Below are 18,376 nucleotides of genomic sequence, written 5' to 3'. Positions count from 1 at the left end.
TTTAAATCCCAGGCGTCCATCAGCTGCCTGGGATTTTTTTTGCCTGGAATTTAGTCGGCCGCTGACTCCATCATCGGCGCTCGCTTGCCGAGCTTCATCAGCCAGTAATAACTCAGCGCCGGCACCAGCAACCCGACGATCCACGCCAGGTCCACCCCGTCCAGCGCAGTGGCCACAGGGCCGACATACAGCGTGGTGTTCATGAACGGAATTTCCAGGGCAATCGCCAGCAGGAAACTGCCGCAGGCAATCCGGTTGACCCGCCCGTAGATCCCGTTCAAGTCGAAGATGTCGTCAATCCGGTACTGGCCTTTGCGCAGGCAGTAGTAGTCCACCAGATTGATCGCCGTCCACGGGATCAGGAAGTAGCTCATGAAGAAGATGAAGTTGAGGAAGAAGCTGATGAAGTCGTCCTGACTGATGGTGCACAGGGCCGTGGCCACCAGGCTGATCAGCAGCATGAACACACCGCGTACCCGCGGAGTCACCTTGAGCCGGGCGAAAGGTTCGATCACGGCGATGGTCGACATGAACGCGCCGTACAGGTTGAACACGTTGATCGACACCTGGCCGTAGACGATGAAGGCGAACAGCAGCACCGCGCCAGCGCCGAACAGGCCGGCGACATGCCCGCCGACGTTGCTGGAAAAGTCGCCGATGCCGACGCTCAGGATTGCCCCGAGAATCATCATCCACGCGCCGCCGCTGACCGTGCCGGCGTAGCTGTACCAGAACACCTGGGCGGCGGGCGTGCTGCTCGGCAGGTAGCGCGAATAGTCGGCGACATAAGGTGCATAGGACAGTTGCCAGGTCACGGCAATGCTCACCGCCACCAGGAACTTCGACAGCGAGAAGCCTGTTGGCAGCCATTGTTCGGCCGGGATCGGCAACTGCAAGGCGAGCACCGTGGCGGCCACGAACACCACCAGCGACAGAATCGACAGCAGCTTCTGCAAGCGGTGAATCAACCGATAGCCATAGAGCGCGACGACGAAGCACAACGCGCCGATCAGGTAGATATTGCCGGACATCGGCAGTGGGCTGACGGACTCCAGCGCCTGGGCCGCGAGCAAGGTGTTGCTGACGAAGAAACCCAGGTAGATCAGCATCACGAACAGCAGCGGCAACACCGCCCCCAACACGCCGAATTGTGCCCGGCTCTGGATCATTTGCGGAATGCCCAGCTTTGGTCCCTGGGCCGAGTGGGAGGCCATGAAAATCGCCCCCAGCAACGAGCCGATGATGATTGCCAGCGCACTCCAGAACAGGTTGAGTCCCATCACCACCGGCAACACGCCGGATGCAATGGTGGTGATGTTCATGTTGGCGCCGAACCAGATGTAGAACAGCGAACCCGGTTTGCCGTGACGTTCGGTTTCGGGGATGAAATCGATGCTTCTTTTTTCGACTTGCATGGCGATCACTCCTGAGTCCGGACGAGGTGGGATTGCAGGCGGGCGATGGTGCTTTGCAGCTCATGGGGCTGGTGGGCAAACAGGTCCGGCTGCTCGGGGATCAGGCTGATGTGATCGAGCTGTTGCAGGGCGCGCTGGCACTCGGTCGTGGTGAGGATTTCCAGCGCGTAGACCCAGTTGGCCATGATCAGCAGGGCCGAGTAATGCCCGGCCTCGGTGGTCGTGGTGCAGGCATCGCTGACCAGGCGCACGCGATAACCCAGGGCGAAGGCATCGAACACGCTGGTCAGCACGCAGACGTCGGTCAACACGCCGCAGACGATCAGCGTGTCGACCTCCATTGCCTTGAGTCGGGCATCGAGGTCGGTGCGGTGGAAGGCACTGTAACGGCCCTTGTCGATGATCAATTCACCGGGCTGCGGCGTCAGTGACTCGATGATTTCCACTTGGCGGGTACCGGCGCGGTAACTGCCGGGGCCACCGTCGGCGGCCAGCGGTTCGCCGTGGGGCAGGTCACTGCCGTCGGCCTGATTGATGTGGCGGGTATAGATGACAGGCATCCGCTGACGGCGGGCGGTATCGAGCAGGGTGGCGGTATTGGTAGCCACTGTGTCGAAGTTTTCCAGGACGAAGCCGTCCTCCTGCTGCATGTCGATGATCAACAGCGCGTTGTTATTGTTCATTGGGCAAACCTGATCAAGACGAAACACGATGCACCGTACGCGCCATGCAATGGCGAGACGCGGGGTGCGTGATTGGCTGTTCGGGTGGGCTCAGTGAACTATTTGCCAGAAGCCGTTCTGCTTGGCCGAAACGCTGGCGCGCAGGCGCTTGAAATGCAGGTGCGAAGCGGTCCATTCACCGCGCAGGTAAGCCCGCGCGGCGCCGGAGGGAAGGGCGAGTGATGGGAGGTGACCAGTCATCATTGGAATCGACCCTTGTAGGAGCGAGCCTGCTCGCGAAAAACTCTAGGCAACGCGGTGTTTCAGATGGCCCGCGTTATCGTTGGCGTCCATCGCGAGCAAGCTCGCTCCCACAGTTGAGGTGTGCTGACCCCCGGCTTCGCGTCCGGGGAGCAGGGTGGCGCATTCAGCGGAACGCCGGCACCACGTGCTTGATGAACAGCTCCAGGGATTTTTTCTTTTCCGCGTGGGGCAGGCTGTTATCGCACCAGAAGCTGAATTCGTCGACCCCCAGTTCCTGGTAGTACTTGATGCGTGGAATGATTTCTTCCGGGGTACCGATCATGGCGGTCTTGTGCAGGCTTTCCAGTTCGAACTCAGGGCGACCGGCGAATTTCTCTTCCGGGCTCGGTGCGAGGAAGCCGTTGACCGGGGTAGTCTTGTTGCCGAACCAGGCATCGAAGGTGCGATAGAACCTGGAGATTGCCTTGGCCCCGACTTCCCAGCCTTGAGGATCGTCGGCGGTGTGCACGTGGGTGTGACGCAGTACCATCAGTTGCGGTCGCGGCACGCCGGGGTTGTTGTCGAGCGCGGCCTGGAATTTGTTCTTCAGGTCGAGGACTTCCTCGTCGCCTTTCATCAACGGCGTGACCATGACGTTGCAACCGTTGGCCACGGCGAAGTTGTGCGAGTCCGGGTCGCGGGCGGCGATCCACATCGGCGGGTTCGGCTGCTGGATCGGCTTGGGTACGCTGGTGGAGGTCGGGAATTTCCAGATGTCGCCGTCATGGGCGTAGTCGCCGTTCCACAAAGCCCGCACCACCGGAACCATTTCCCGCAACGCCTGGCCGCCAGAGGAGGCCGGCATGCCGCCGGCCATACGGTCGAACTCGATCTGGTAGGCGCCACGGGCCAGGCCGACTTCCATGCGTCCGTTGCTGATCACATCGAGCAACGCGCATTCACCGGCCACCCGCAGCGGATGCCAGAACGGCGCGATGATGGTGCCGGCGCCCAGGTGAATGGTGGTGGTCTTGCCCGCCAGGTAAGCCAGCAGCGGCATCGGGCTTGGCGAGATGGTGTATTCCATGGAGTGGTGTTCACCGATCCACACGGTGCTGAAACCACCGGCCTCGGCCATCAGCGTCAGTTCGGTCAGGTCTTCGAACAACTGGCGGTGGCTGACGCTCTCGTCCCAACGTTCCATGTGTACGAACAGGGAAAACTTCATGACGCTTACCTCGGATCTATTGTTGTCGGCCAGTCGATCGCGGGCCTGTTGATTATTGGTATACCATAATACAAGATCTGTGCAAATGTTTCTCACTGGTCAGTGAGCAACCTGTGGGAGCGAGCTTGCTCGCGAAAGCGGTCTGCCGGGCCATGTGGATGTGACTGACAAACCGTCTTCGCGAGCAGGCTCGCTCCCACAAGGCGGAGATCAGGCCAGAACGGGCAGGGCGCCCATCTTGCCGTGGCAATACACCAGTGGCCCGCTGCTCTGGCGGGGCACGATCAGGTTTTTCACCGCGCCGACCATGATGGCGTGGTCACCGCCTTCATATTCGCGCCACAGCTCACATTCGATGACCGCCGTGGCATTGGCCAGAATCGGGTTGCCCAGCTCGCTCAACGTCCACTCGATCCCCTGGGCCTTGTCCTTGCCTTTGCGCGCGAAGGCATAGGCTTCGCTTTGCTGGCCGCCGGAAAGCACGTGGATGGCAAAACGTTTGTTCTTGATCAGAACCGGGTAGGAGTCGGAGCTGTAATTGGGGCAGAACAGCACCAGAGCCGGGTCCATCGACAACGAACTGAAGGCGCTGGCGGTCAGGCCAACGATTTGCCCGTCGTCATCCAGGGTGGTGATCACGGTCACTCCGGACGGGAACGAACCCATGACTTGTTTGTAGATGGCGGCATCGATCATTGGACGGTCCTCGGGTGGTGTGACGCGTTTTTATGTGTTTATAGGTCTGATGGTATACCGTAATACATCGATTGCAAGGTCTTTTTAGGTGAACCGATAAACGTAAGGCTTTCGTCTGTAACCCAATGATTGCTGGGCTTTAAGCTAGCAAACGCTGGCGTGGATCGGGCAGGATGCCGGCTCAGATGCTTGTTCAAAGACCGGATCAGTCTTGTTTAAAGTTTGGAATACCATAATATGGTCCGCATCTGAGGGGCGGCCAGAGAGTCCCCCCGGTTTGGCTTCATACAAAGATAAGAACAGACAAACTCGAGTTCATGCACATGTCCCAGATGTCCCGGCAAGACCCGTTGATCGAGAACCATACGGTCGACTACGTTCCACTCGCAGAGCGCCACGGGAAGGCCCGCGATCTCTTCACCCTGTGGTTCAGCACCAACATCGCGCCACTGCCCATCGTCACCGGCGCCATGGTGGTCCAGGTGTTCCACCTCAACCTGTTCTGGGGGTTGCTGGCGATAGCCCTCGGGCACATGGTCGGCGGCGTAGTGATTGCGCTGGCGTCGGCCCAGGGACCGTGCATGGGCATCCCGCAGATGGTGCAGAGCCGTGGTCAGTTCGGCCGCTATGGCGCGCTGCTGATCGTGTTCTTCGCGGCATTGATTTACATCGGTTTCTTCATTTCCAACATCGTGCTGGCAGGTAAATCGATTGTCGGCATTGCGCCGTCGGTTCCGGTGCCGGCCAGCATTCTCATCGGCGCCCTCAGCGCCACGGCCATCGGGGTGATCGGTTATCGCTTCATCCATACCCTGAACCGCATCGGCACCTGGGTGATGGGCGGTGCCTTGCTCGCCGGTTTCCTCTATATCTTCGCCCATGATCTGCCGGCGGACTTCTTCACCCGCGGCGGATTCAACCTGTCCGGCTGGCTGGCCACGGTGTCGCTGGGCATCATCTGGCAGATCAGCTTCTCGCCGTATGTGTCGGACTACTCGCGTTACCTGCCGGCGGATATCGGCATCGCCCGTCCGTTCTTCGCCACCTACCTGGGTGCGACCCTGGGCACGATCCTGTCGTTCACCTTCGGCGCCGTGGCGGTACTGGCAACCCCGGAAGGCACCGAGGCGATGGCGGCGGTCAAGCAGTCCACCGGTTGGCTGGGGCCGATCCTGATGGTGTTGTTCCTGCTCAACATCATCAGCCACAACGCCTTGAATCTGTATGGCGCAGTGCTGTCGATCATCACCTCGATCCAGACCTTCGCCAGCCAATGGACGCCCAGCATCAAGGTGCGCGTGGTGTTGTCGGGCATCGTGCTGGCGGGTTGCTGCGTGGTGGCGCTGGGTGCCTCGGCGAATTTCATTTCGCAATTCATCGGCCTGATTCTGGCGCTGTTGCTGGTGCTGGTGCCGTGGGCCTCGATCAACCTGATCGACTTTTACCTGATCAAGCGTCGTCGCTATGACATCGCCTCGATCTTCCGGGCCGACGGCGGCATCTACGGTCGCTTCAACCTGCATGCGATCATTGCCTACTTCATCGGCATCATCGTGCAACTGCCATTCGCCAATACTTCACTGTACGTCGGACCGTATGCCAATCTGGTGGAGGGCGCGGACCTGTCGTGGCTGGTGGGGCTGGTGGTGACGTGCCCGTTGTATTACTGCCTCGCTACGCGAAGCCAGGCGCAGGAAAGCCGTTCGGCGAAGTTCGGCTACACCGACTGAGGCAAAGTCGTTTCGTGTTCGTCAGAAAATGCCCGGCGACATGGGGGCATTTTTGTTTTCGGTGAACGCTCAGGAATGGTTGAACACATTCAGGCCGCGTTGAACTGCCGGCCTGGCTTCGACTGTGTCGAACCAGCGTGATAGCTGAGGCAGTTGCTTCCAGTCCAGCCGATCACGGAACGCCGTGGCAATGGTGAAGGCCGAAATGTCGGCCATGGAGAACTGCGCTCCGGCCATGAAGTCGTCCGTCAGAAAGCTTTCCGAGTAGGTGAGCTGTTCAATCACCCGCAGATCGATGATCGCCGCCGCCTTGGTCTGCCCCGCCTGGTGCAGAAAAAAGGCGGCGTGGCTGGGGGCGATGACATCGGTCACGAAAAAGAAATAGCGGTCGATCACCCGGGTGCGATCAGGTCCTGGCTGCGCCGGTGCCAGCTTTCCGGGCGCAATGGAATCGGCGTACTGGATGATGGCGTTGGACTGGTTGATGACCAGCACCGGAGTTGTCCCGTGATCGATCAGGGTCGGCACTTTCCCGGCCGGGTTAAGCGCCAGGAAGGCCGGTCCACGGTGCTCCTGTGCATACAGGTCGAGCTTGCGTGCCGTATAGGCGATGCCCGACTCTTCCAGGGCAATCGCGGCCCTCAGGCTGTTGCCGGTGTTCGCGCCGTAAAGTTCGATTTGATCGTTCATGGGGCATTGCTCTTGTAGTGACATACCAGCAGCCACCGATCGCTGCCGATGAAGTCAGTATGATGAAAATCCGCCGCACCGATATTCAAAAACAGTGATCGTCCATACCCCTGTGCGACAAGGCTTATCCCTGTACGAAAACTACTTTCACCGCGTTTGATAATAGCCTCTCGAAGTGTTTTAAGAGTTTCACAAGCCAGTCAGTCAACCCTCACCTCGAACGTCCGATGACTCATGTCACTCATCGAGCGCTGTTGCGTGGGCGGCAATCGGGTCCTGTCTGGCGGTGAAAACCTTCAAATAACGATAAGAAACACCCAGGAGCCCCCTATGTTCAAACGAGCGATTCCCACCGCAGTCCTGCTGGCCACCAGTTCGGTGTGCGCACAGGCTGCCGATACCGCAGGCCATGGCTTTCTGGAAGACAGCAAGGCCAGCCTGTCGATTCGCACTCTGTACTTCAACAGCGACAATCGCGATGGCAGTGCTGCCCCCTCGAAAACCGAAGAGGCGGTCCAGGGTTTCGTGTTGCGCTATGAGTCCGGGTTTACGCAGGGCGCGGTGGGGTTCGGGCTCGACGCCCAGGCGTTGCTCGGCATCACGCTGGACAGCGGAGCGGGGCGCCACGTCGGTAGCGGCATGATTCCCTCTGACGGCGACGGCGCGGCCGATGCCTGGAGCAGCTTCGGCCCTACGGCGAAAATGCGCCTGGCCAAGACTGAATTTCGCTACGGTACCTTGCTGCCGAAATTGCCGATCCTTCTGGCGAACGATGCCCGTGTGTTGCCGCAATCGTTTACCGGCGCGCAGGTCACCTCGAACGACATCGATGGCCTGACGTTGACCGGCGGGGTGCTGGAGCACGCGGTAGGGCGCGCCTCGACGGACCGCACAGGTTTGTCGGTCGCCGGCAGCACGCGGGACAGCAACAAGTTCTACTACGCCGGCGGTGACTACAACCTCGCCAGGAACCTGAAGACCCAGTATTACTTCGCGCAGCTGGAAGACTTCTACAACCAGAACTTCCTCGGCCTGACGCACATCCTGTTCATCGACAGCGCAAGCTCGCTCACCACCGACCTGCGTTACTTCCGTACCACATCGAGCGGTGCCAACAGCTCTGCCTCCGGCCGCGCGCAAGGCTATCGGGTATCGGGCTACACCGACGACAACGATGGTGAAATCGACAACAGCACCTGGGCCGCGATGGTCACCTACAGCCACGGTGGTCACGCAGTGTCGGTGGGGCATCAACGTGTGGGCGATGGCAGCAACTTCGTCCAGCCCAACCAGGGCAGCCTGGTGGACAAGGGGGCGGGCGGCGGCAGTGTCTACCTGCCCACCGACAAGATGATCCAGAACTTTGCCCGGGCCGGCGAGCAGACGAATTTCGGCCAATACACCTACGACTTCGCGCCCTTGGGCGTGCCGGGCCTGAAAGCCTCGATCGTGTATCTGAAGGGCACGGACATCAAGGCGCAAAACGCCAGTGACCAGTCCGAGTGGGAGCGCGACATGACCCTGGACTACGTGTTGCAATCGGGCACGTTCAAGGGGCTGGGGTTCACACTGCGTAACGCCAAGTCCAATACCGATGCCGGGCGCAACGTGGATCAGAACCGGTTCATCATCAATTACACCTTGTCGTTGTTGTAATCACGGCGCACCCCCTGTGTGCGGGTTTGCCCGCGAAGGCGGCCTGACAGCCGACCATTTTCTACGGTTGGTCCGGCATTCTCACCCCTGAGCCAAACCCTTCTGCCCCGGCAATCGCAACTCCGCACACAACCCGCCCCCTTCGCGATTGCTCAAGGTCAAGGAGCCTCCAATCGCGACCGCCAGTTGCTGGGCGATCGCCAGCCCCAGCCCGGTGCCGCCGGTGCTGCGGTTGCGGGAATTCTCAACGCGGTAGAACGGTTCCATCACTTGCTTGAGTTCTTCCTCGGCGATCCCCGGACCACGGTCGAGGATCTTGATCGAGAGGTTGCCATCGGCCTGCTTTTGCACCCGCAACTCGGCGGCACCGGCAAACTTCAATGCGTTGTCCGTCAGGTTGACCAGCACCCGGCGCAAGGCGTGGGGGCGTGTGTCGATGACGGCGGCACTCTTGCCGCTGAGCTGAACATCCTTGCCCACGTCCTGATAGTCGAACACCAGGCTGTCGAGGAACGAGTCGAGGTCGGTGCGGCGGCTTTCTTCGGTGGCACCGTGGATGCTGCGGGCGTAGGCCACGCCTTCGCGCACCAGGTGTTCCATTTCGCCCAGGTCGTTCCACAGTTTGTCTTTTTCGCTGGAGTCGTCCATGAACTCGGCGCGCAGTTTCATGCGGGTGATCGGGGTTTGCAGATCGTGGGAGATTGCCGCGAGCAATTGCATGCGTTCCTTCAGGTACGCCGCGATGCGTGCCTGCATCGCGTTGAAGGCCTTGGCGGCGTGGGCGACTTCGGTCGGGCCTTTTTCGTCCAGGAGTACGGGATGGGCGTTGGGGTCCAGGGTTTCGACGGCACCGGCGAGGCGGGTGAGGGGGCGGATGGCGATTCTGACCGCCAGCCAGGAGCAGGCCAGCATCAGCGCCAGTTGCCCGAGCAACACGACGGGCAGCCAGGGCGACAACGGCACCATCGCCGGGCGGACGTCGATGGTCAGCGGGCTGCCATCGGCCAGGTTCAAGTGCACCTGGAAATGTTTTTTCGGCCCGGGGATGTCGGTAAAGGTCATCGGGTAATCGTGGCCGATGGCGTCTTTGATCGAGGCAATGGCAATGGGCGCATCGGGCATGTCGGTGCGGATGGGCGTGCCCGGCGACCCCTCATTGAGCATGTAACTGTAATTGCGCCGCTCCAGTTGTTTGAGCCAGGCGGCTCGCTCATCGGCGGGCAAGCGGTCGAGGATGGCAACGGACGTGGAAACGTCGGTTTCCAGGTTGCCGAGCATGGTGTTTTTCGAGGACTCGTAGCGTTCGTAGTACTGCGCGCCGAAGGACAGCGCCTGGGCGAGGATCAGGCCGATCAGGAATATCAGCGACAGCCGCGAGGCCAGGGTCCGCGGCCAATGCAGCGCCAGGGTCATGATTGATCGCCCAGGATTTCCACCGGCAGGGAAAACACATAGCCTTCGCTGCGCACGGTCTTGATGTAGGCCGGTTCGCGAGCGTCGTCGAGCAAGCGCTGGCGCAAACGACTGACCAAAAGATCGATGGAACGGTCGAACAGGTCGGCGTCGCGGCCCTGGGTCAGATTGAGCAATTGATCGCGGTTGAGCACCCGTTGTGGATGGTCGAGAAACACCCGCAGCAATCGATATTCAGCACCGCTCAGGGCCACCATGGTGCCGTCTGCATCGAGCAGGTGACGGGCCGAGGTGTCCAGACGCCAGCGCCCAAAGGCCAACAGGCGGCTGGCTTCGGTCACCACCAGGTTCGGTGGCAGCATGCGGGTGCGTCGCAGCACCGCGTTGATCCGCGCCAGCAGTTCACGGGCAGCGAATGGCTTGACCAGATAGTCGTCGGCACCCATTTCCAGGCCGAGGATGCGATCGGTTTCATCGTTGCGGGCGGTGAGCATCAGCACTGGCGTGGCCTTGTGCTTGCCGGCGCGCAGTTCGCGGCAGAGCAGCAGGCCATCGTCACCCGGCATCATGATGTCCAGCACGATCAGGTCCACCGGGGTGGTTTCCAGAAAGGCGCGCATCTGCCGTCCATCCGCCACGACCGTGGTGCGCAGGCCGTTCTTCTTCAGGTAGTTGCCAACCAGTTCGCGGATTTCGCGGTCATCGTCAACGATGAGGATGTGATCAACGTGATCCATTGGGCCAAACCTCTGGTGAATGGGGAATGCCACACAGTCTATCGAGCCTGGGCGGGCTCGCCTGCCGCCCTTTGTATTGCAGTGTATCCGGCTTGCCTGCGGATACACACGAAGGCAAAAAAGCCGATTTCCAGCGGTTTTGTATTGCTTTGTATCCAGGCACCGTTCTGATACGTACCGATTGATTCTCGCCGATTCCCGACACAGACGAGATACCTCGCAGGCTTTTAATAGGTTCCATCGAGGCAAACCAGAGCGCCTCGGCCCAACGAACAGTTGACCTGTTGAAACCTTGAGGAGTCCGCCATGAACACCAAAGCCATCTACGCAGCCTGCCTGTTTGCCGCACTGAACATCTGCACCTTGTCGGCCCGTGCCGAAGCCGATGTCGCTCCCAGAACCTACACCTATGGCACCCAACTGGATATCAGGAAAGTGGTGTCGCTGACCGAGGACACTACGCCTTCCTGCGGCGTGGTGAATGCGCGGCTGACGTACCTCGACTCCCAGTCAAAAACCCAGGTGCTGGATTACAGCAAATTCGCCGACAACTGCAATTCGGAAAACTGAGTGTCGCGATCAACCCCCGCCAAATCCATTTGCAACTGGAAGGACATCATGAACAACGTTACCCGCTACTTGACCGCCATCGTCTTTTCCGCCGCCGGTGCGGCGGCCCATGCCAACGCCGCTGTCGAGCAAAGCGCCTGCGCCAGCAACACCTGCTTCCAGCTCACGCCGGTAGCAGAGAAGGGCACCCAGGGCTTCCTGGCGCAAGACGGTTCCAGCCGCACGCCGCAGGGGCAGATGCTCGCCGAGAACGGTTCCAGCCGCACGCCTCAGGGGCAGTTGCTGGATGAGCAGACGGCTTGAGAACACCCCGATCCACTGTGGGAGCGAGCTTGCTCGCGATAGCGATGGTTCAGTCAACGATGTGTCGCCTGACCGGACGCCATCGCGAGCAGGCTCGCTCCTACAGTGGTGATGTGTTGCCCTCTAATTTGCATTAGGTGATCCCATGTTACTCATCGCTTTCCTGGGCGGCATATTGACCGTCCTCAGCCCGTGCATCCTGCCGGTCGTGCCATTCCTGTTTGCCGGGGCCGACCGTACACGCTCCTCGATCCTGCTGACCCTCGGTGGCATGGTCCTGACCTTTGCCCTGGTCTCCAGCCTGGCCGTGGTCAGCAGCGAGTGGGTGATACAGGCCAGCAACACCGGCCACCACGTAGCGCTGGCGGTGATGGTGCTGTTCGCCCTGTCGCTGATCTCCGCCCGGGTCGGTGACTGGCTGGCCCGTCCCTTCGTGCTGCTGGGCAATCGCATCGACCCAGACTCGCGCAAGATGTCCGGGCCGCTGGCTTCGATCATGATCGGTGTCGCCACCGGGCTGCTCTGGGCACCCTGCGCGGGGCCGATCCTCGGCGTGATTCTCACCAGCGCCATGCTGCAAGGTGCGAACGCCGGCACCAGTCTGTTGCTGGTGGCCTATGGCGCGGGCAGTGCGCTGTCCCTGGGCATCTTGATCTTTGCCGGGCGCGGCCTGGTCAATCGCTTGAAACCGTCGATTCCGGTCACCGGCTGGTTGCGCCGTGGCGCCGGGGTTGCGGTGCTCGCCGGTGCGGCGGTGATTGCAACGGGGGCCAATGACCTGTTGCTGGCCAACACCTCATCGGAAGGTGTCAACAGTGTGGAGAAAGGCGTGCTGGAAGCCGTGCCGAAAGTCGTCGATTACCTGGTCAGCAAGGTCAGGGCAGACAGCACCATGGGCGATGCCCAAGGCGCCATGCCCTCGCTGTCCGGCGCGGTGGAATGGCTCAACTCGCCGGCACTGAGCAACGAGGCCCTGAAAGGCAAGGTTGTGCTGGTGGACTTCTGGACCTTCGACTGCATCAACTGCAAGCACACCCTGCCGTACGTGAAGGAATGGGCGAAGAAATACGAAAAGGACGGGCTGGTGGTGATCGGCGTGCACACGCCTGAATACGGCTTTGAGCGCATCATCGACAACGTCAGGGCCAAGGTGAAGGAATACGGCATCACCTACCCGGTGGCGATCGACAACAACTACGCGATCTGGCGCAACTTCGACAACCAGTACTGGCCGGCGCACTACCTGATCGATGCCAAGGGGCAGGTGCGTTACACCCACTTCGGTGAAGGCAGCTACGACACTCAGGAAAAAATGATTCAGCAGTTGCTGGAGGAGGCCAAGGCCGGCACGCCAGCGGCGTAACTTGCTCGATCAATGGCTCACGGGTCTTGCCCCGTGGGCCATGGTTTTTTTCTCCTGTCCGCGCCGCCACGCCGCCGGTGGCGCACCGAACTCGCGACGGAAGGCCCGGCTGAAGGCGGTATCGGTCTGGTAACCGACTTCTTCGGCGATGCGCGTCAATGAGCTGTTGCTGCTGCGTAACAGATTGGCGGCGAGCAACATGCGCCATTGCGTCAGGTACTGCATCGGCGACACCCCCACCAGTTGCTGGAAGCGTTCGGCCAACACCGATCTTGAGGTGTTGGCGGTGCGCGCCAGTTCGTCCAGTGTCCAGGCGTGGCAGGGTTTTTTGTGCAAGGCGTTGAGGGCAGCGCCGACGATGCGGTCGCGCACACCGGCCAGCCAGCCGGTGCGGCCTTCGCCTTGTTCGTTCATGTACAGGCGCAACACTTCGATGAACAGCACTTCGGCCAGTTTGGCCAATACCCCTTCGCCGCCAGGGCGGGGCGAGCGGGCTTCGGCGAGGGCATAGCGCACGGAGGATTCCAACCAGATACCGGCATCCGAACCGCGCACATTGACCCGCACCACCGCTGGCAAGCCCTTGAGCAACATGCCCGCCAGGCGCGTGTCGCACGCCAGGTAACCGCACACCAACCGGGTGACCGCGCCACCCCCGCCATAACTCAACTGCCGGGGCCGGCGCGCCAGCACGGCATCCAGTCGCGCACCCGTGGCCGGGGGCAATCCGGGACGTGAGCACATGCGATGGGCGTCGCCCTGGGGGAAGATCACCACGTCGCCCGCACTCAGATGCAGCGGCGGGTCATCGCCCAGTTCAACGTAGCACTCACCTTCGGTTATCAGGTGAAAGATCACTACCCGTTCCGCATCGGGTTCTAGAAACGGCGCAGCGGTGTCGGCGCTGGGCGACTGGTAGCACCAGGGCGCGGTGAACCGGGCGTTGATAAAGATCGCGCCGACCAGATGCACGACGCGCAGGGTCTGCGACAGAGCGTCCATTGGGGTTTCCCGTGGAAGGATTCCTGATTGTGAGCGCCTCGGCGCGCAACGTGGAATCTCCGGACGATCGGGCAGGGTTGGGCGACGATCGGACAGGACGCCAGCGCCCGTCAGGGCGATAGTTTGATCACAGGGTGAGTGCCGCCCTGCCATCAAGAACAATAAAGAGAGGTTGCCATGCCTAAGTTCGTCATTGAACGTGAGATCCAGGGCGCCGGAGCATTATCGGATAGGGATTTGAAAGCCGCTTCGCAAAAGTCCTGCCGGGCGTTGCGTGAGTTGCCTGAGGTGCCTGAGGTGCAGTGGCTGCAGAGCTATGTCACCGGTGACAAGCTCTACTGCGTGTACATCTCGCCGAACGAAGAGCAGATCAGGGAACACGCTCGGGTGAGCGGGTTTCCCGCCAATCGCATTTCCCAGGTCATGAGCATCATCGATCCGACAACGGCGGAGTGAATGCCCGCCAGGCCCGACTCGTGTTTCAACCCAGAGACCTTCTCCATGAGTACACCTATTGATCTGACTGCCTTGAAAAACCGCCAGATGGCCTCCTGGGCCAGCGGCGACTACGCCGTGATCGGCACCACCCTGCAGATCGTCGGCGAGCAACTGGCCGAAGCCTGTGACCTGTTGTGCGATGAGCGCGTGCTCGACGTTGCCGCCGGTAACGGCAACGCAACCCTCGCGGCTGCGCGCCGTGGCTGCCAGGTGACGTCCACCGACTATGTCGCCGCCTTGCTCGAACGCGGCGAAGAACGGGCCCGGGCAGAAAGGCTGAATGTCTCCTTCCAGGTCGCCGATGCCGAAGCCTTGCCCTTTGCCGACGGCAGCTTTGATGCCGTGCTGTCGACCTTCGGTGTGATGTTCACGCCGGACCAGCCCAAAGCCGCCGCGGAACTGGCACGGGTTTGTCGCCCGGGCGGGCGGATTGGCTTGGCCAACTGGACGCCGGAAGGTTTCGTCGGCCAGATGTTCAAGACCCTTGGCCAGCACCTGCCACCCCCTCCGGGTGCCAATCCGCCCTCACGCTGGGGCACCGAAGCCTGGCTGCACGAGCATTTCGACGAACGTGAATTCCTGCTCCAGGTGACGCGTCGCACGTTCAATTTCCGCTATCGCTCGGCGGCGCATTTCATCGATACCTTCCGCCAGTGGTACGGGCCGGTGCACAAGGCCTTCGCCGCGCTGCCCGCGGATGGCGCCAAGGCCCTGGAGACCGACTTGACCGAGCTGATCAACCGGTTGAACCGGGCGGGCAACAAATCGCTGGTGGTGCCGAGTGAATACCTGGAAGTGGTGATCACGCGGCGTTGAATGACAACCCTGTAAAAAACTGTGGGAGCGAGCTTGCTCGCGATAGCGGTCTTCCAGTCACAGATGCTGTGGCTGACCCACCGCCTTCGCGAGCAAGCCCGCTCCCACAGGGTGTGTGTGGTGGTCATGGCATCTAAATCACTACGGCCCCACGCGCCTGCAGCAACTCGCGCAACACCGACCGATGGCAATGCGCTTCATCCTCGCAATAACAGCCCACGGCCAGGGACGTCTGATGGGACAACGCGGCCAGCAGATCCAGTAACTGACTGGCAGCGGGCTGGCTCATCTCGGCCTTGAACTTGCGCCGGAACACCTCCCAGGCCTTGGCATCTTGCACAGCCTTGGCCTCGGCCACCAACTGCGCACTGGGCGACAGCAGCGGCTGCCAGACATCATAAAAGTCCCGACGGGCGAATTCGGCTTTCGGTACGCCACGGGGAGGGCGGCGTACCGTGCCCAGGCGCAATCCTTCATCGGGTCGACGGGGTGAGCCGAGTTGAACGATATGGACCGCCATGGCTACTTGAGCCTCGATTCGTCGAACCACTCCAGCGCCGTGCGCCACAGGCAGATGCCCAGGAAGTACGCCGACATCAGCAGCCACAGCCCCATCACCCACGGGTTGATCAGCGGATGGTTGAGCACCAGTGACAGGCTGCACAGCAACCAGATGGCCGTCACCGCAATGTTGATCGGCATGAACCGGCGCACGCGAAACGGGTGCAGGAATTTCATCCGGGTCACGGTCAGCAGGGCCAGGCCAACGACTGTAATGAAGGTGATCCACGGCGAGGGGGCGATGATGTAAAGGCACAGGGCAACCACGTTCCAGGCGGCGGGGAAGCCCTGGAAGTAGTTGTCCTTGCTCTTCATGTTGACGTTGCAGAAGCAGAACAGCGACGACACCAGAATCAGCGACACGCTCAGCAGCAAGGTGTAGTCCGGCAACGGGATATAGCGATAGATAAACAGTGCCGGGATAAACACGTACGTCAGGTAGTCGATCACCAGGTCGAGGATCGAGCCATCGAAGCTCGGCAACACCGACTGCACGTTGACCTTGCGTGCCAGCGCACCGTCCAGACCGTCAACGATCAGGGCGACACCCAGCCACAGCAGGCAATGGGTCGGCTGGTTTTCCAGCAGGGACAGAGTGGCGAGGAAAGCGGTGACCACGCCAGTGGCGGTAAAACCATGGGCGCCCCATGCTTTGAGCCTGGCGATGTACAGGGTTGAAATCACAGGGGCGTTCTCCAGTGAATGAAGCAAGCCAGTTGTCACCTCGTGTACGGGGTGGTGGCAAACCGGGTCGGGTTGCAGGTATCGACCGGGTATCCGGGAATAAGGTTCACCACTCATGAATCTTAGCTGCGCCGCAAGAAAATACCCCGGACGAATCCGGGAAAGCGCGGGCGGGTCAGCCCAACGGTGCTGGCACATTCGCCTGCGGGGGCTATCGTTGCCTGACTGGATAAACGCCCTTCAAGAGGACAAACGTCATGAACACCAGCGATCTGCTCGAACAATTACTGCGCGCCGGCCAGGGCTCGATGGCGCGACAGGGTGGCGGTGGCGCATCGGCCCAGGGCGGGCTCGGCGACCTGGGTGGATTGCTCGGCGGTTTGTTGGGCGGGGGTGCCGGTACCAGTGCTGGCGGCGGTGGCGCAGGGTTGGGTGGTTTGCTCGGTGGTTTGCTTGGCGGCGGTTCGCCGATGGGCGGTGCACCGCAAAGTCGTTCCGCTGGCGGCACCAATTATGCCGCGCTGGCGTCCCTGGGCATGATGGCGTTCCAGGCGTACCAGGCCTGGCAGCGCAGTCAGGCCTCGGCGCCGCAGGAAGCGCCACGGACCGTGGACTTGCTGGCCGGCCCGGAGGCCGAGGAGCACAGCCATGCGATCCTGCGGGCGTTGATTGCCGCGGCCAAGGCCGATGGCCGCATCGATGACGCCGAGAAGCAGATGATCAGCACTGAAATCGGCCGTCACACCGACGATCCGCAATTGCAGCAATGGCTGGACGACGAGGTCGCCAAGCCACTGGATGCCTATGACATCGCGCAGTCGGCCACAGACCCGGGCATGGCCTCGGAGATGTACCTGGCCAGCGTCATGCTGGTGGACGACCAGCAGGACGCCGAGCGCAACTATCTGGATGAACTGGCCGCGGCGTTGCAGATCGACCCGCAGTTGCAAGTCCACCTGGAGCAGCAGGCCAAGGGCACAGCCTGACGGGGTGCTCCCACATTTTGATCGCCGCCGAGCGCCGATTCCGTGTGCGCTGAAAATCACTGTGGGAGCGAGCTTGCTCGCGATGCGGTCGACCCAGTCAACATCCCTGGCGCCTGACACACCGCCATCGCGAGCAAGCTCGCTCCCACATGTTGACCGCCGCCGAGCGCCGATGCCGTGTGCGCTGAAAAAACACTGTGGGAGCGAGCCTGCTCGCGATGCGGTCGACCCAGTCAACATCCCAGGAGCCTGACACACCGCCATCGCGAGCAAGCTCGCTCCCACATGTTGATCGCCGTCGAGCGCCGATTCCGTGTGCGCTGAAAAACACTGTGGGAGCGAGCTTGCTCGCGATGCGGCCGACCCAGTCTACGTCCCAGGAGCCTGACACACCGCCATCGCGAGCAGGCTCGCTCCCACATTTTGATCGCCGCCGAGCGCCGATGCCGTGTGCGCTGAAAAACACTGTGGGAGCGAGCCTGCTCGCGATGCGGTCGACCCAGTCAACCTCCCTGGAGCCTGACACACCGCCATCGCGAGCAAGCTCGCTCCCACATTTTGACCGCCGCCGAGCGCCGATTCCGTGTGCGCTGAAAAACACTGTGGGAGCGAGCTTGCTCGCGATGCGGTCGACCCAGTCAATATCCCTGGAGCCTGACACACCGCCATCGCGAGCAGGCTCGCTCCCACATTTTGATCGCCGTCGAGCGCCGATTCCGTGTGCGCTGAAAATCACTGTGGGAGCGAGCTTGCTCGCGATGCGGTCGACCCGGTCAACCTCCCAGGAGCCTGACACACCGCCATCGCGAGCAAGCTCGCTCCCACATTTTGACCGCCGTCGAGCGCCGATGCCGTGTGGGCTGAAAAACACTGTGGGAGCGAGCTTGCTCGCGATGCGGTCGACCCAGTCAACATCCCAGGAGCCTGACACACCGCCATCGCGAGCAAGCTCGCTCCCACATGTTGACCGCCGCCGAGCGCCGATGCCGTGTGCGCTGAAAATCACTGTGGGAGCGAGCCTGCTCGCGATGCGGTCGACCCAGTCAACCTCCCAGGAGCCTGACACACCGCCATCGCGAGCAAGCTCGCTCCCACATTTTGACCGCCGCCGAGCGCCGATTCC

At 61.4% G+C, this 18,376-nt stretch carries 19 protein-coding genes; 8 read left to right on the top strand and 11 right to left on the bottom strand.

Annotation, left to right across the window (positions count from 1 at the left end; genetic code table 11):
- Nucleotides 1-50: 50 nt before the first annotated feature.
- From PSJE_RS26375 to PSJE_RS26360, 5 genes are all read right to left on the bottom strand, one after another.
- Nucleotides 51-1,415 carry a purine-cytosine permease family protein gene (locus tag PSJE_RS26375; protein WP_090454753.1) on the bottom strand — a complete coding sequence of 455 codons (1,365 nt, stop codon included), beginning with the start codon at nucleotides 1,413-1,415 and terminating at the stop codon, nucleotides 51-53.
- A gap of 5 nt (nucleotides 1,416-1,420) precedes the next feature.
- On the bottom strand, nucleotides 1,421-2,098 hold the full coding sequence (locus tag PSJE_RS26370) for a cysteine hydrolase family protein (RefSeq protein ID WP_090454755.1): 678 nt from the start codon (nucleotides 2,096-2,098) through the stop codon (nucleotides 1,421-1,423).
- Nucleotides 2,099-2,188: 90 nt separating this feature from the next.
- A complete protein-coding gene (locus tag PSJE_RS31390) occupies nucleotides 2,189-2,338 on the bottom strand; it encodes a hypothetical protein (protein WP_167362844.1) in 150 nt (49 codons plus the stop codon).
- A 166-nt stretch (nucleotides 2,339-2,504) separates the two neighbouring features.
- Entirely contained in the window at nucleotides 2,505-3,548 is a 1,044-nt protein-coding gene (locus tag PSJE_RS26365) for an LLM class flavin-dependent oxidoreductase (RefSeq protein ID WP_046043514.1), read from the bottom strand.
- A 210-nt stretch (nucleotides 3,549-3,758) separates the two neighbouring features.
- Nucleotides 3,759-4,244, bottom strand: a complete 486-nt coding sequence (locus PSJE_RS26360) for a flavin reductase family protein (RefSeq protein ID WP_057715451.1) — start codon at nucleotides 4,242-4,244, stop codon at nucleotides 3,759-3,761.
- A gap of 323 nt (nucleotides 4,245-4,567) precedes the next feature.
- Here PSJE_RS26360 and PSJE_RS26355 point away from each other — a divergent pair, with 323 nt between their 5' ends.
- Nucleotides 4,568-5,974, top strand: a complete 1,407-nt coding sequence (locus tag PSJE_RS26355) for a purine-cytosine permease family protein (protein ID WP_090454757.1) — start codon at nucleotides 4,568-4,570, stop codon at nucleotides 5,972-5,974.
- 69 nt (nucleotides 5,975-6,043) lie between these two features.
- On the opposite strand, the gene PSJE_RS26350 is transcribed toward PSJE_RS26355, so the two are convergent.
- Nucleotides 6,044-6,664, bottom strand: a complete 621-nt coding sequence (locus PSJE_RS26350; RefSeq protein ID WP_090454759.1) for a glutathione S-transferase family protein — start codon at nucleotides 6,662-6,664, stop codon at nucleotides 6,044-6,046.
- Between the two features lie 330 nt (nucleotides 6,665-6,994).
- On the opposite strand from PSJE_RS26350, the gene PSJE_RS26345 reads away from it, so the two are divergent.
- Nucleotides 6,995-8,320 carry an OprD family porin gene (locus PSJE_RS26345; protein ID WP_090454761.1) on the top strand — a complete coding sequence of 442 codons (1,326 nt, stop codon included), beginning with the start codon at nucleotides 6,995-6,997 and terminating at the stop codon, nucleotides 8,318-8,320.
- Nucleotides 8,321-8,401: 81 nt separating this feature from the next.
- On the opposite strand, the gene PSJE_RS26340 is transcribed toward PSJE_RS26345, so the two are convergent.
- A complete protein-coding gene (locus PSJE_RS26340; protein WP_090454763.1) occupies nucleotides 8,402-9,733 on the bottom strand; it encodes an ATP-binding protein in 1,332 nt (443 codons plus the stop codon).
- Entirely contained in the window at nucleotides 9,730-10,470 is a 741-nt protein-coding gene (locus PSJE_RS26335; protein WP_008023822.1) for a response regulator, read from the bottom strand. Before PSJE_RS26335 ends, PSJE_RS26340 begins: the two co-directional genes overlap by 4 nt.
- A 306-nt stretch (nucleotides 10,471-10,776) precedes the next feature.
- Here PSJE_RS26335 and PSJE_RS26330 point away from each other — a divergent pair, with 306 nt between their 5' ends.
- The 3 genes from PSJE_RS26330 to PSJE_RS26320 all read left to right on the top strand — a co-directional run bounded on the left by PSJE_RS26330 (nucleotide 10,777) and on the right by PSJE_RS26320 (nucleotide 12,706).
- A complete protein-coding gene (locus PSJE_RS26330; protein ID WP_057715446.1) occupies nucleotides 10,777-11,040 on the top strand; it encodes a DUF2790 domain-containing protein in 264 nt (87 codons plus the stop codon).
- 48 nt (nucleotides 11,041-11,088) lie between these two features.
- Nucleotides 11,089-11,343: a hypothetical protein gene (locus PSJE_RS26325; RefSeq protein WP_090454765.1), complete on the top strand. Its 255-nt coding sequence runs from the start codon at nucleotides 11,089-11,091 to the stop codon at nucleotides 11,341-11,343.
- Between the two features lie 145 nt (nucleotides 11,344-11,488).
- Nucleotides 11,489-12,706, top strand: a complete 1,218-nt coding sequence (locus tag PSJE_RS26320) for a cytochrome c biogenesis protein DipZ (RefSeq protein WP_090454766.1) — start codon at nucleotides 11,489-11,491, stop codon at nucleotides 12,704-12,706.
- Nucleotides 12,707-12,715: 9 nt separating this feature from the next.
- Here the strand turns inward: PSJE_RS26320 and PSJE_RS26315 are convergent, their stop codons facing one another.
- Complete coding sequence (locus PSJE_RS26315) at nucleotides 12,716-13,708, bottom strand: AraC family transcriptional regulator (RefSeq protein ID WP_090454768.1); 993 nt, start codon at nucleotides 13,706-13,708, stop codon at nucleotides 12,716-12,718.
- Nucleotides 13,709-13,885: 177 nt separating this feature from the next.
- Between PSJE_RS26315 and PSJE_RS26310 the strand changes: the two genes are divergently transcribed.
- Both PSJE_RS26310 and PSJE_RS26305 read left to right on the top strand, forming a co-directional pair.
- Nucleotides 13,886-14,164 carry a DUF4242 domain-containing protein gene (locus tag PSJE_RS26310; RefSeq protein WP_090454770.1) on the top strand — a complete coding sequence of 93 codons (279 nt, stop codon included), beginning with the start codon at nucleotides 13,886-13,888 and terminating at the stop codon, nucleotides 14,162-14,164.
- Between the two features lie 45 nt (nucleotides 14,165-14,209).
- Nucleotides 14,210-15,022: a class I SAM-dependent methyltransferase gene (locus PSJE_RS26305; RefSeq protein ID WP_090454771.1), complete on the top strand. Its 813-nt coding sequence runs from the start codon at nucleotides 14,210-14,212 to the stop codon at nucleotides 15,020-15,022.
- A gap of 133 nt (nucleotides 15,023-15,155) precedes the next feature.
- Here PSJE_RS26305 and PSJE_RS26300 read toward each other — a convergent pair whose 3' ends face one another.
- Together PSJE_RS26300 and pcsA are read right to left on the bottom strand one after the other, a co-directional pair.
- Nucleotides 15,156-15,542: a DUF488 domain-containing protein gene (locus tag PSJE_RS26300; RefSeq protein WP_090454773.1), complete on the bottom strand. Its 387-nt coding sequence runs from the start codon at nucleotides 15,540-15,542 to the stop codon at nucleotides 15,156-15,158.
- Between the two features lie 2 nt (nucleotides 15,543-15,544).
- Nucleotides 15,545-16,267, bottom strand: coding sequence for a phosphatidylcholine synthase (gene pcsA / locus PSJE_RS26295; RefSeq protein WP_090454774.1), 723 nt, complete (start codon nucleotides 16,265-16,267; stop codon nucleotides 15,545-15,547).
- Between the two features lie 257 nt (nucleotides 16,268-16,524).
- Here pcsA and PSJE_RS26290 point away from each other — a divergent pair, with 257 nt between their 5' ends.
- On the top strand, nucleotides 16,525-17,253 hold the full coding sequence (locus tag PSJE_RS26290; protein WP_090454776.1) for a tellurite resistance TerB family protein: 729 nt from the start codon (nucleotides 16,525-16,527) through the stop codon (nucleotides 17,251-17,253).
- The last annotated feature ends 1,123 nt before the right edge of the window (nucleotides 17,254-18,376 follow it).

It is taken from the genome of Pseudomonas jessenii, assembly GCF_002236115.1.
GTDB classification, from domain to species: domain Bacteria; phylum Pseudomonadota; class Gammaproteobacteria; order Pseudomonadales; family Pseudomonadaceae; genus Aquipseudomonas; species Aquipseudomonas jessenii.
Note: the sequence above shows the minus strand (reverse complement) of the source record. Positions and strands in the feature narration are given on the sequence as shown.